This window comes from Enterococcus salsurae, assembly GCF_054784955.1.
This window is the reverse complement of the sequence record NZ_BAAHWY010000002.1, coordinates 40,680-54,273: the sequence shown is the minus strand read 5'-3', so window position 1 is coordinate 54,273 and position 13,594 is coordinate 40,680. Positions and strand designations below refer to the sequence as shown.

Below are 13,594 nucleotides of genomic sequence, written 5' to 3'. Positions count from 1 at the left end.
ATTGAATGGAGTGGTTAGATGAAAAAAATTCTTGTTGCCAATCGCGGAGAGATCGCGATTCGTGTTTTTCGCGCATGTGCGGAATTAGGTATCAAAACAGTCGGGATTTATGCAGCTGAAGATGAATATTCAGTGCATCGCTTCAAAGCAGATGAAGCTTATTTGGTCGGTAAAGGCAAACGCCCAATCGACGCATATTTAGATATTGAAGATATCATCCGTACCGCAAAAAAAGCAGGAGCACAGGGTATCCATCCTGGGTACGGCTTTTTATCAGAAAACCTAGGTTTTGCACAACGTTGTGAAGAAGAAGGATTGATTTTCATTGGTCCCTCGACCCACCATTTAGATATTTTTGGCGACAAGATCAAAGCCAAAGCAGCAGCTGTTGAAGCAGGGATTCAATCGATTCCTGGATCAGATGGTCCCGTCGATACAGTTGAAGAAGTGCTGGACTTTGCGAAAACCCATGAGTACCCCATCATGATCAAAGCTGCGTTAGGCGGCGGTGGCCGTGGCATGCGTGTCGCCCACGATGAGAAAGAAGCACGAGACGGCTATGAACGAGCAAAGAGTGAAGCCAAAGCAGCATTTGGCAGTGACGAAGTCTATGTTGAGAAATATATCAGCAATCCGAAACATATTGAAGTGCAGATCTTAGGGGACAAACATGGCAATGTCGTCCATTTGTTCGAGCGGGATTGTTCTGTTCAACGTCGACATCAAAAAGTGGTGGAAGTTGCGCCATGCGTATCGATGGATGAGGCCCAACGAGAAAAAATCTGTCAAGCTGCAGTTCAATTGATGAAGCATGTTGGCTATATCAATGCTGGAACCGTTGAGTTTTTGGTTGAAGGGGACAAATTCTACTTTATCGAAGTCAATCCTCGCGTCCAAGTCGAACATACCATCACTGAAATGATCACTAACCTTGATATTGTGACCACACAGATTTTGATTGCCCAAGGCAAAGACCTCCACAAAGAGATCGGTATTCCGCAACAAAAGGATATTCGATTCGAAGGCGTGGCGATCCAATGTCGGGTGACCACAGAAGATCCTGCAAATCAGTTTATGCCGGATACTGGTAAAATCGATACCTACCGTTCGCCAGGCGGCTTCGGTGTGCGTTTAGATGTCGGAAATGCCTACGCAGGTGCAGTCGTGACCCCTTACTTTGATTCATTGCTGGTAAAAGTCTGTACCCATGCAGCGACTTTTGATCAAGCCATTCAAAAAATGATGCGCTGTTTGAAAGAATTTCGGGTCAGAGGCGTCAAAACCAATATCCTGTTCATGAGAAATGTCGTTTCTCATCCAGCGTTTCGTTCTGGAGAGGCCAAAACCACATTTATTGATAATACACCAGAATTATTTGATTTTCCGCGGATTCGTGATCGTGGCAACAAAACGATGAAGTACATCGGTGAAATCACGATCAACGGTTTCCCAGGTATTGAACAACAACCTAAACCTTTTTACAATGAACCACGCTTGCCGCAAAAGATCGAAACATTGGCGGATTACACAAGTGCAAAACAAGTATTGGATCAGGACGGGGCTGATGCGGTCGTATCATGGATCGGCAATCAGAAAAATGTGCTGTTGACAGATACAACTTTCCGTGACGCCCATCAAAGCTTGTTGGCGACCCGTGTCAGAACCCAAGACTTTAAGAAAATTGCTGCTATGACAGAAGAAGCGATCCCGCAATTGTTCTCAAGTGAGATGTGGGGCGGTGCGACATTTGACGTTGCCTATCGTTTCTTGACTGAGGATCCATGGGAAAGATTGCGGATGTTCCGCAAACGCATGCCGAATACATTGCTGCAAATGCTCTTTAGAGGGTCTAATGCTGTGGGCTATTCCAACTATCCTGACAATGTCTTAGTCGAATTTATCAAAGAAGCTGCAGATCAGGGCATTGATGTTTTCCGTATCTTTGATAGTTTGAACTGGATCCCGCAAATGGAGAAAAGTATCCAAGCAGTGAGAGATACCGGAAAGATTGCTGAAGCGACGATTTGTTATACCGGAGATATCAATGATCCAACACGTCAAAAATACTCTGTTCAGTATTACAAAGATATGGCCAAAGAATTACAAAATCTAGGTGCCCATATCATTGCGATCAAAGACATGGCTGGATTATTGAAACCGCAAGCGGCCTACCGTTTGATCAGCGAATTGAAAGACAGTATTGATGTGCCGATCCATTTGCACACCCATGATACGAGCGGCAATGGGATCATCACTTATTCAGCTGCGACTAAAGCTGGCGTCGATATTGTGGATGTGGCTATGTCTGCTGTCAGTGGTGCCACCAGCCAGCCTAGTATGAGCAGTCTTTACTATGCATTAGTGAACGGTGCGCGCTGTCCAGAGATCAATGTCGATAATATTCAACAATTGAATCATTACTGGGAAGATGTCCGCATGTATTACCATTCATTTGAAAACGGCTTGAATGCACCGCAAACCGAAGTCTATAAACATGAAATGCCTGGCGGCCAGTATTCCAACTTGCAACAGCAAGCCAAAGCGGTTGGTTTAGGCGAGAAATGGGACGAGATCAAGGAAGTTTATCATGATGTCAACATGATGTTTGGCGATATCGTCAAAGTAACACCTTCCTCGAAAGTTGTTGGAGACATGGCATTATTCATGGTTCAAAACGGATTGAGCGAACAAGATATTTATGAACAAGGAGACAATCTTAGTTTCCCAGAATCAGTTGTGACCTTCTTCCAAGGAGAGTTGGGACAACCGGTTGGCGGCTTCCCAGAGAAATTGCAGAAAATCATCTTGAAAGGACGCCCAGCCTACACAGAACGTCCTGGCGCTTTCGCCAAACCAGTTGATTTTGAGGCTGTCAAACAAGAACTCGCTGAAAAAATCGGCTATCAGCCAAAACATGAAGAAGTGTTAAGTTACTTGATGTATCCACAAGTCTTTTTAGATTATCGCAAAGCCTATGAGCAGTTTGCTGATGTCAAAGTGTTGGATACGCCAACGTTCTTCAACGGCATGCGTTTAGGTGAAACCATCAATGTTGAACTAGAAAAAGGCAAGATTTTGATTATTCGCCTGGATGAGATTGGTGAAGCAGACATCGAAGGGAACCGGACGCTGTTCTTCAATCTGAATGGGCAACGACGAGAAATTGTCGTCAAAGACAATTCAATCATTAGCTCGGTTCAAACCAAACGGAAAGCTGAACCAACGAACAAAGAACAAATCGGCGCGTCAATGAGTGGATCAGTATTAGAGATTCTCGTGCATAAAGGCGACCGTGTGGCTAAAGGCCAAACCTTGATGGTGACAGAAGCCATGAAGATGGAAACATCAGTTGAAGCGCGTTTTGCAGGCGTAGTCGAACACGTCTATGTCACTGCTGGTGAACCGATCCAATCAGGTGATCTTTTGATCGAAATCAAAGAAAAGTAGGGAGCTGACGCAAAAATGAAACATAGAAGCATGTTGTTCGGGTGTCTATTTATCCTTGCTTTAGCGGTGGTCTATTTACAGCCGGTTTTTTACCAGCATGCTTCTGATACCCCTTTTGTTTCTGAGAATCCAGTCAAAGCACCTACAACAATGAATTATGAAACAATCAAAGCGGACGGTCTTGCCAATGCAATTGGCGAACCTGTTTCAGACTTTGAAGAAGATTATGGCCTGCCGGTGCGAACGTATCGCACCGGCTATGATTTTGAAGTGAGGGTCTATAATCAGTTGGACGATCAGCAATATATTGAGATCAATACGGATGGTGAAAGTGTCCAAGCAATCAAAGTGATTGGTGAAGGCGGGTCTTCATTGACGCCATTTACAATGGGAATGACGTTGGCGGAATTGACAGACTTAACCATGATTTATCCCAATTTCAGTCTGAAGCAAAATGATCGGACCGTCAGTTTCGAACTCATGGAATCAGATATGAATTATCGTCCATTGGTGGCTTTTGACAATGGGACTTTTGCTGTCTTGTTCTTTGACCATATCACCGCCAAATTGCAAGCAATCAGCTATCTTGATCAGTCCACATTATTGAAATTGGCCCCTTATCCGCTAACAGAGGGAGAAAGACCGCTTTTTCAAACATCTCAGACAATCTCAGCAGAGCAAGCCACTTTAGATAAAGGAACACTCGCTTTCGTGATTATTGAAAAAATGCGCGGCATCCAGCAGTTGGATACCTATTCGGCAAATCTAGATACCCAGAAAGAAGCTTCGACACTGTTACAGGAAGTGACTGAAAATAGCGCAGATCATCTGACATCCCAAAGGATCCATTCGTATCAGAAAGCCTTGTCTAGTGAAAAAACGAGTAATTTCAATCTAACGACGGAAGAATGGCAAGAATTGCTGCAAGATCAAGACATAACAGCCACAGCTACGATCTTTGAGGCACCTGTCTATGATCCGACTTTTAGTATTCTTTCTTGGTTCAGCGACCCAGCTGCTGCAGATCGTTTATCACACGACGCCGCTGAAAAGATAGGAATTGCTTTTTCGCAAGAAAATATGGTAGTCTTAGTGCAAGAACAAGAAGAAACCGAGGCTAGTACAACGGATGATATACAATAAAGAATTTTTTGAGATCGTTGATCAAATTGAACGGGTGACAAAGACGATCAAGGACAGTACAACGTTTACGGCGTATGCAACAAATAGACAACTGATGTACCAAGATGAAGTCGTACGCACACTGATCGAGTCTTTTGTGACTGAAAAACGTGCATTTGAGAATATTGAATCTTACGGTGAATTCGCACCAGGTTTCAAAGAAGCCAGACGCGGTATGCGTCAAGCCAAACGCAATCTGGACATGAATGACCGTGTGAGCGACTATCGCTTAGCTGAAACCAATCTGCAACGCTTACTTGATGAAATCACTGTATCGATCGCAACCTGTTTTTCAGCTTCAGTCAAAGTCGATGCCGGTAGTCCGTTTTTTCATTCAAAAACAAGTTGTGGAGGAAATTGTCATGCATGAAGAAAAAGAACCATTTCAAATCCAAAAGCGACGTGGGCTGATCGTATGGGTCTATAGTTTGCGCCAATTGAAAAACTTGCGTCGTTTTGGCTTTGTTCACTATGTGTCACGTAAAATGAAATATGTGGTGATGTATTTGAATGAAGAAGAATATGAAGCGAAAAAAAACAAAATCGAACAATTTCATTTTGTCCGTCAGGTTGAACCGTCTTATCGCCCTGATGTAGCGATGGACTTTGCGGATAAAATCGGCACCGATGAAGCGTATCCAAGCAAAGAGGATGGCTTTGACGTTGAAGAGACAAATACAATGATTCGCTTAGCTGAGCATGTGTAAATAATGGTGGCGTGTCACAGCGCCGCTATTTTTTTGCTCAGAATTTGACATTTGTGGCAGGTCATAAGTTACATGCCATAGCTAGTCGTGTGAAAAACTGTAAAAAAAGTTGAGACATACTTGCTATTTTAAGGAACAGTGCTATATTTATTTTACCTTAGAGATGCGTTTAGTTGGAGGAGAAGACGATGCGGATAGTTGCAGGAGAATTTGGTGGACGAAGGTTAAAAAGCCTGGCAGGCGAAAATACACGGCCTACGACGGATAAAGTCAAGGGTGCGATCTTCAATATGCTAGGTCAATATTTAGACGGTGGGGAAGTTCTTGATTTGTTCAGCGGCAGTGGCGGATTGGCCATCGAAGCTGTATCGCGAGGGGCGAATCATGCTGTCTGTGTGGATCGCAGTTTCCCTGCAATCAAGATTATTCGTGAGAATATCGAGGTCACCAAACATCCGGAAAAATTTACAGTGTTGAAAATGGATGCCAAACAAGCCATTGCCAGCTTTGCTGAAGAGGGGCGGCAGTTTGACTATCTCTTTTTAGATCCGCCATATGCCAAACAGCAGATCGTGGAGCAATTGACTGAGATGCTGTCGACAGATTTGTTGTCCAGCGGCGCAAAGGTGATCTGTGAAACCGATAAAGCGATTCTCCTGCCTGAAAATATCGATTCTTTGGAAATGATCAAACAGCAAACTTATGGCATTTCGCAAGTCACAATTTATAGAAATGAGGGGTAGCATGAATAAAATTGCCTTATTTCCAGGTAGCTTTGATCCGCTCACTACGGGCCATGTTGATTTGATCGAACGTGGGGCTAAATTATTTGATGAAATCATCGTTGGTGTTTTTGTAAATACCAATAAGAAAAGTTTTTTTTCCAGTGAAGAAAAGGTCCAACTGATCCAAGAGGCACTGATCCATATCCCTAACGTACGCGTGATTGCCCAGGAAACAGAATTGACAGTTGTCGCTGCAAAAAAGCTCGGCGCACAATTTCTTTTGCGGGGTATCCGCAGTGTCAAGGATTACGAATACGAACGAGATATCATGGAAATGAATCACCATCTGGCCCCCACGTTAGAAACGGTCTTTTTATTAGCGGATGCCAAACATAGTTTTATTAGCTCTAGTTTATTGAAAGAGATTTTGACTTTCGAAGGAAATGTGGCGGATTATCTGCCGCGAAATATTTATGAAGCCATAGTAAAGAAGCGTGAAGCCAATGAATCTTAAATCTACGATCAAATATGTCTTATTATTTATACTTGCCTTGCTGATTGCCGCGGGCGCCTTGTTGCCGATCCCATATTATATTGAGCAGCCTGGTGCGACGATCGATCTAAAAGAGCTGATCACGGTCAATCAAAAAGAAGACACCTCGGATGGTTCCTTTTCTTTGACAAGTGTTGGCATACGACAGGCAACAATCTTCAGTGCCATTGGCACAAAATTCAACGGATTTCAAGAATTAGTCAGTGAAGAGGATCTCTTTGGCGGTGCCACAGATGAAGAATACAATCGTATTCAGCAGTATTATATGGAGTCTTCACAAAATAGCGCCATTGAACAAGCCTTGAAGCTGGCGGATTTGCCATATGAAATGGCGTATAAAGGCGTATATGTGATGGGCGTTGATCCTAATTCAAGTTTTGCGGATAAGATTTCTGTAGGTGATACGGTGACAGCAGTCAATGGCCAATCATTCACCAGCAGCCAAGACTTCATCGATTATGTGCAAAGCCAATCGATTGGCGATGAAGTGACAGTGACTTATACACAAGACGGAGAAGAAAAAGAAGCGACCGGCGCATTGATCGAACTTTCTACCAACCAAAAAGCGGGTATCGGGATTTCACTCGTCGATCATACAGAGATCTCATCAGATCAAGACATTGTGATCGATGCTGGCAATATTGGCGGCCCTTCAGCTGGGTTGATGTTTACATTAGAAATCTACCAACAATTGACGGGCGATATCCGCAAAGGACATCAAATCGCGGGTACAGGAACCATCTCCAGTGATGGCACCGTTGGCCGAATTGGCGGTATCGACAAAAAAGTAGCCAGTGCCAGTGAAAGCGGGGCTGAGATTTTCTTCGCTCCAGAAGATGAGATCACAGATGAAGAACGGGCAGCCGATCCTGATATCAAAACCAATTATCAAGAAGCAGTTGCTGCTGCTAAGAAATTGGGTACTTATATGAAGATCGTTCCTGTGTCAAATGTCCAGGATGCTTTAGATTACCTGGCAGGATTATCAAACTAACATGACAAAAAAACGACCTGTAGGGTCGTTTTTTTGTGATATCAAGAATTCGAGTAGGCGCATAGAATCTCTTGTGCTATACTTTTATTTAAGGAGCGTGAAAATTGTGGAAATCAAAAGACAGCAACCAATCGTCGAAGCCTATCACTTCGATATGAAACCAAAAGACAAAGAAATGGAAACAAAACTAAATGTCGGATTTGCCCCATTGAAGGTGAAAGACGAAGCATATATGGAAAAGAACAGCATCATTGGTGCGCGTTTAGAATTTCAATTGGTTTTCCCAGAGTATGTGTTATCAGGTCGCGTAGGACAAGTCAATCATATCTTGAATCGTAAAATCGAATCAGGAGACGACCTGTCAAAAGCGGAAACAGATCGTTTAGTTGAGCCATTATTTGATATCATCAAACGGTTGACCTATGAAGTGACGGAGATCATTACAGACAAACCTGGTTTACAATTGAACTTCAATACCAATAATAACCAAGAAACAGACAACAAAGAAGACTAACTGGAGGAAAAAAATGTTCTCAAATAACATGCAAGTGATGCTGTACGTCGCAGATGTGCCAGCAGCAATCACTTTTTGGCAATCATTTGGGTTTGTGATCATTGATCAGCAATCTGTTGATGGCACATCAGTGGTGGAGATTGCCTCAAGCGCACAAGCAGACACCCATTTTGTGATTTATGATCGTACCTTTATCGAAGCACATTCACCGGAAGTTGCGTTGAATTCACCATCAATCATGTTCTTTTCAGATGACATTACCTCCCTATATAAACAAATGCTTGAGGCAAATGTTGAGGTAGGCGATTTGATTCAAATGGAGGAACAGATGGTCTTTAATTTTGCTGATCCAGATGGCAACTACTTTGCTGTTTCTGGTAAATGAAACCTGTTTAAGAAACACCATTACTTTTAACTTTTAAAAGATTGTTTCGCTAGATTCAGGTGAGGATGATCGGTTCTAGCCATCCCCGGAAAAAAGATTGGAGGACCTGCGTTCATGAAAGACTTGATGTATGTGATCAGTGATATCCATGGAATGGCTGATCTTTTTAAAAAGCTTTTGCAAGACTTTGATCCTGATCGACATCAATTGTTATTGATCGGCGACCTCAACGATCGTGGGCCAAAAACCAAAGAATGTTTTTTATTGGGCAAACAACTCGTAGAAGAGCAACAAGCCATCTACTTACGTGGAAACCATGAAGAATATTTCCTTCAATTCTTGCAGGCGCCAGAAGATTGGTTCAATTCTTATGTACGTAATGGTGGCAAAGAGACGATAGAAAGTCTTTTGCATACAGGCGCAACTGAAGAGTATTCCCCAACAGAGATCGCTATGATGATCCGCAGTCGTTACCAAGAACTGATTGAATTTTTGATTGCGCGTCCGCTTTATTATGAATGGGGCAACTATCTTTTTGTCCATGCTGGCGTTGATTTGTCCAAGAAGCATTGGCAAGATACTTCTGATCATGACTTTATCTGGATTCGGGAGCCATTTCATCAAGCAAAAAACCGAACCGGAAAGACGATCGTCTTTGGTCATACCATCACACCGATGCTGCACGGTGATATGCAAACCACCGATCTGTGGATCAGCGATCATAAAATCGGCATTGATGGCGGTGCGGTCTTTGGTGGCTCAGTTCATGGGGTCATGTTTGATCAGCAGGGCATTGTCCAAGACATCGAGTATCAAAACTTAACTGGTCCATGGCAACCAGACTTTTAAAAGACTTGTGCTATGTAGACAAGAGGTACATGATGTGAAGAAAAAAACAGCAGACTGCTTGCCGCTCGCATAGGGCACAGGGGCATCCGCTGTTTTTTTTGTGGTATCATAAAGAAATGAATCAAGAAAGGTGAAGAATCAATGGCTGAAATGAATCAAGATGTACTACAATTAGTGACCGCAGAGATGACGACATTTACAAAAAAACAAATTACGACTGTCTTGCAACTCCTGCAAGATGGCAATACCGTTCCTTTCATTGCTCGTTATCGGAAAGAAATGACAAACGGATTAGATGAAGTCCAAATCAGAGATATCGAAGAACGATATACATATGTTGAAAACTTAGAGAAGCGAAAAGCAGAGGTCTTGCGTCTGATCGAAGAACAAGACAAGCTGACGCCTGAGTTGCAGCAAGCCATCTTGGCAGCTGCCAAAATGCAGACAGTTGAAGATCTCTATCGTCCATATAAACAAAAAAGACGGACGAAAGCGACGATCGCTAAAGAAAATGGCTTAGGCAGCTTCGCTGAATGGTTATTGACTTTTCCAAAACAATCTCCGGCTGATCATGCCGCGGCTTATCTGAATGAAGCGGTGCCGACGATTGCTGATGTGATGCAAGGGGCGCATGAGATCATTGCAGAAATGATTGGCGATACCGCTGCGTATCGCACATGGGTCAGAAGCTATTTCCAAAACAAAGGACTCTACAAAAGCACAGTCAAAGATGCGGAGAAAGATGAGAAAGGTGTATATGAGCTGTACTATGACTTTCAGCATCCCATCAGCAAAATGGTCTCACACCGAATCTTAGCAACCAATCGCGGGGAGCAAGAGGGCATCTTGAAAGTCACACTGCAAGCGGATGACGCCAAAATCTTAGAGTATCTAGCCCGCAAAGAAATCAAAAATACCGCCTCGCCGGCTGCTGATGTTGTCAAAGAGGCAATCGCTGACGCCTATAAACGCTTTATCGCACCAGCCATCGAACGAGAAATCCGCAATGAATTAAAAGAGCAAGCGGACGAACAAGCCATCACGATTTTTGGCGATAACCTGCGCAATCTATTATTGCAATCGCCGTTGAAAGGCAAGATCGTTTTAGGTTTTGACCCGGCCTATCGGACAGGCTGCAAATTGGCTGTGATCGATCAGACTGGAAAAGTATTGGCGATCGAGGTCATTTATCCTCATAAGCCAGCACCAAATAACAAGCGCCAAGCTGCTGGACCAGCTTTTCGCCGTCTATTGGAAACCTATCATGTCGATATGGTAGCCATCGGTAATGGAACGGCTAGCCGCGAATCAGAACTATTTGTGGCAGAACAAATCAAACAAGTCGATCAAGACGTGTATTACGTGATCGTGAATGAAGCAGGGGCTTCTGTTTACTCGGCCAGTCCTTTGGCACGGCAAGAATTTCCAGAACTTCAAGTGGAAGAGCGCAGTGCCATCAGTATCGGCCGTCGCTTACAAGATCCATTGGCCGAATTGGTCAAAATTGATCCGCAATCCGTAGGTGTTGGCCAATACCAACATGATGTTTCACAAAAAAGACTGGCTGAGCAATTGGATTTCGTGGTCGAAACAGCCGTCAACCAAGTTGGGGTGGATGTGAACACAGCGAGTGGTCAATTGCTGCAGCATGTTGCAGGGTTAAACAAAACCACCGCTCAGAACATCGTCAACTATCGCGAAGAAAATGGTGCCTTTAGCCAACGCACACAATTGAAGAAAGTGCCACGTTTAGGGCCAAAAGCCTATGAACAAGCAATTGGGTTTATGCGCATTCCTGGTGGAAAAGTCATTCTTGATCAAACCGGGATCCATCCGGAAAGTTATGATACGGCGAAAGAAATTTTGCGTATCGCGGCTATTTCCTTGAATGAGCTAGCATCAGGCAATCAGGAGGAAAATAAAGCGGCGTTAGCTAGTCTGGATCCTGCCTCATTAGCCGACACGCTTCAAGTTGGGAAAGAAACGATCATTGATATTTTGAAAGCGTTGATGCAGCCAGGACGAGATATGCGGGATGAAATGCCAGCACCTTTATTAAGAAAAGATGTATTGAGTATGGATGACTTGCTGCCAGGCATGGAATTGCAAGGAACCGTTCGCAATGTGATCGATTTTGGGGCTTTTGTTGATATTGGCGTCAAACAAGATGGCTTGGTCCATTTATCGAAAATGAGCCGTTCTTTTGTCAAACATCCAAAGGACGTGGTTGCTGTCGGAGACGTGGTTACTGTCTGGATCGAACAAGTGGATAGTAAAAAAGGCCGTATCAGCCTCACAATGGTTGATCCTGTCATTCAGAAATGACCGAACAAGAACTGCAGCGTTATGTAGAAAAGGTATCGCTCCGCTATTTCGGCCGACCCTTTTTGCATACAGCGCTATTCAATCTCCGGTTAAAAACCACGGGAGGTCGGTATCACTTAAAGGATCACCATCTTGATTTTAATCCTGATATGCTGACGCAGCATGGAGAAGCTGTATTTTTGGGGATCGTTAAGCATGAACTGTGCCATTACCATCTGCATTTGACAGGACAAGGCCATCGTCACCGCGATCCTGCGTTTAAAGCATTGCTGGCAAAAACCGGGGGTCTGCGCTATGCACCCGCTGCTGAAAAGCAGGCTAAGCTGCAATATCAATGCCAAGATTGCGGCACGATGTTCCATCGACAAAAACGCATCAATACCCAGAAGTATGTGTGCGGAAAATGTCGAGGGCCTTTGGTAAATATAGGAATTGATGAGAAAAGTCAAGCGCAAAAATAAATTTCATTGCTATTTTTTTCATTTTGTATGATAATGTAGGACGTGCGACAACCTGATATTTGTCAAAATACACGTTTATTGCAACGTGGAATTGAGAAAAGAGGATTATAGAATGGAAAATCAAAACAAAATATATCATTTTGTTGGTATCAAAGGTTCTGGAATGAGTTCATTGGCTTTAGTGCTGCATGAAAAAGGCTATCGTGTCCAAGGCTCAGATGTGGAAGAATACTTTTTTACCCAGCGTGACTTAGAAAAAGCGGGCATTGCATTATTGCCTTTTGATAAAGAAAATATTCAACCGGAAATGGTGATCATTCAAGGGAATGCCTTCCCTGATACACATCCAGAAATCGTTCGTGCCCATCAATTAGGGTTGGAAGTGACTCGTTATCATGATTTTATCGGCCAATTTATCCAACCATATACGAGTATTGCTGTGACAGGTTCTCATGGGAAAACAAGTACCACAGGATTGCTTTCTCATGTCTTAAGCGGTGTACGTCCAACCAGTTTTTTGATTGGGGATGGAACGGGCCATGGGGATCCAAATGCAGAATTCTTTTCTTTTGAAGCCTGCGAATACCGTCGCCACTTTTTGGCCTATTCACCCGATTATGCCATTATGACGAATATTGATTTCGATCACCCAGATTACTACCATTCGATTGAAGATGTCTTTTCAGCGTTTCAATCGATGGCCCATCAAGTCAAAAAAGGGATCTTTGCATATGGGGATGATGCGTTCTTGCGCAAATTAGAAGCTGATGTGCCGATCTACTATTATGGCATCAATGATGATGACGATGTTCAAGCAAAAAATATTGAACGAACCACGCAAGGATCCGCTTTTGATGTCTACATCCATGATGAAAACATTGGCCATTTTGTGTTGCCTGCTTACGGCCAGCATAATATCAACAATGCATTGGGTGTCATTGCCGTAGCGTATAAAGAAGGCTTAGATATGCAAGAAGTGGCAGAAGAAATGCTGTCGTTCCCAGGTGTGAAACGACGCTTTAGCGAAAAAATCGTCGCTGATATGACGATCGTCGATGATTATGCCCATCACCCTGCTGAAATCAAAGCAACCATCGATGGTGCCCGTCAAAAATACCCTGACAAAGAAATTATTGCTGTCTTTCAACCACATACCTTTACCCGTACGATCGCGTTGATGGATGACTTTGCTGAAGCACTTGATTTGGCAGATAATGTCTATTTGTGTGATATCTTTGGTTCAGCGCGGGAAGACCGTGGAGATGTCAAGATTGAAGACTTAGGCAATAAAATCAACAAAGGCGGCACCGTCTTGAAAGAAGACAACATGTCACCGTTATTGGATCATAAAGATGCTGTGATTATTTTTATGGGGGCAGGCGATGTCCAAAAATTTGAGGCAGCGTACGAAAAACTACTGAGCAATACTACGAGAAACGTTTTATGATCAAT

Annotated in this window: 13 protein-coding genes; all 13 read left to right on the top strand. The window is 43.4% G+C overall.

All coding sequences use genetic code 11. The features are described from left to right. Positions 1-18: 18 nt before the first annotated feature. Positions 19-3,447 carry a pyruvate carboxylase gene (locus ACYVRS_RS04550; protein WP_313537921.1) on the top strand — a complete coding sequence of 1,143 codons (3,429 nt, stop codon included), beginning with the start codon at positions 19-21 and terminating at the stop codon, positions 3,445-3,447. A 15-nt stretch (positions 3,448-3,462) separates the two neighbouring features. Beyond that, positions 3,463-4,590 (top strand): CAP-associated domain-containing protein, encoded by a 1,128-nt coding sequence (locus tag ACYVRS_RS04545; RefSeq protein ID WP_461197562.1) that lies wholly within the window; start codon positions 3,463-3,465, stop codon positions 4,588-4,590. Further along, positions 4,577-4,999: a YlbF/YmcA family competence regulator gene (locus ACYVRS_RS04540; RefSeq protein ID WP_461197561.1), complete on the top strand. Its 423-nt coding sequence runs from the start codon at positions 4,577-4,579 to the stop codon at positions 4,997-4,999. Before ACYVRS_RS04545 ends, ACYVRS_RS04540 begins: the two co-directional genes overlap by 14 nt. Then, positions 4,992-5,336, top strand: a complete 345-nt coding sequence (locus ACYVRS_RS04535) for a YlbG family protein (RefSeq protein WP_461197560.1) — start codon at positions 4,992-4,994, stop codon at positions 5,334-5,336. The genes ACYVRS_RS04540 and ACYVRS_RS04535 overlap by 8 nt, the downstream gene beginning before the upstream one ends. A gap of 188 nt (positions 5,337-5,524) precedes the next feature. After that, positions 5,525-6,079, top strand: coding sequence for a 16S rRNA (guanine(966)-N(2))-methyltransferase RsmD (gene rsmD, locus ACYVRS_RS04530; protein WP_313537915.1), 555 nt, complete (start codon positions 5,525-5,527; stop codon positions 6,077-6,079). Position 6,080: 1 nt separating this feature from the next. Further along, positions 6,081-6,575: a pantetheine-phosphate adenylyltransferase gene (gene coaD / locus ACYVRS_RS04525; protein WP_313537914.1), complete on the top strand. Its 495-nt coding sequence runs from the start codon at positions 6,081-6,083 to the stop codon at positions 6,573-6,575. Beyond that, on the top strand, positions 6,565-7,608 hold the full coding sequence (locus ACYVRS_RS04520; RefSeq protein WP_461202696.1) for a SepM family pheromone-processing serine protease: 1,044 nt from the start codon (positions 6,565-6,567) through the stop codon (positions 7,606-7,608). Before coaD ends, ACYVRS_RS04520 begins: the two co-directional genes overlap by 11 nt. A gap of 106 nt (positions 7,609-7,714) precedes the next feature. Next, entirely contained in the window at positions 7,715-8,122 is a 408-nt protein-coding gene (locus tag ACYVRS_RS04515) for a DUF1149 family protein (protein ID WP_461197558.1), read from the top strand. Between the two features lie 13 nt (positions 8,123-8,135). Then, positions 8,136-8,507, top strand: a complete 372-nt coding sequence (locus tag ACYVRS_RS04510; protein WP_313537911.1) for a VOC family protein — start codon at positions 8,136-8,138, stop codon at positions 8,505-8,507. 114 nt (positions 8,508-8,621) lie between these two features. Continuing rightward, positions 8,622-9,356 carry a metallophosphoesterase family protein gene (locus ACYVRS_RS04505; protein ID WP_461197557.1) on the top strand — a complete coding sequence of 245 codons (735 nt, stop codon included), beginning with the start codon at positions 8,622-8,624 and terminating at the stop codon, positions 9,354-9,356. Positions 9,357-9,497: 141 nt separating this feature from the next. Then, positions 9,498-11,681 carry a Tex family protein gene (locus tag ACYVRS_RS04500; RefSeq protein ID WP_313537907.1) on the top strand — a complete coding sequence of 728 codons (2,184 nt, stop codon included), beginning with the start codon at positions 9,498-9,500 and terminating at the stop codon, positions 11,679-11,681. Next, on the top strand, positions 11,678-12,142 hold the full coding sequence (locus ACYVRS_RS04495) for a SprT family protein (RefSeq protein WP_461197556.1): 465 nt from the start codon (positions 11,678-11,680) through the stop codon (positions 12,140-12,142). Before ACYVRS_RS04500 ends, ACYVRS_RS04495 begins: the two co-directional genes overlap by 4 nt. Before the next feature lie 112 nt (positions 12,143-12,254). Next, positions 12,255-13,589: a UDP-N-acetylmuramate--L-alanine ligase gene (gene murC, locus ACYVRS_RS04490; protein ID WP_313537903.1), complete on the top strand. Its 1,335-nt coding sequence runs from the start codon at positions 12,255-12,257 to the stop codon at positions 13,587-13,589. Positions 13,590-13,594: the final 5 nt, after the last annotated feature.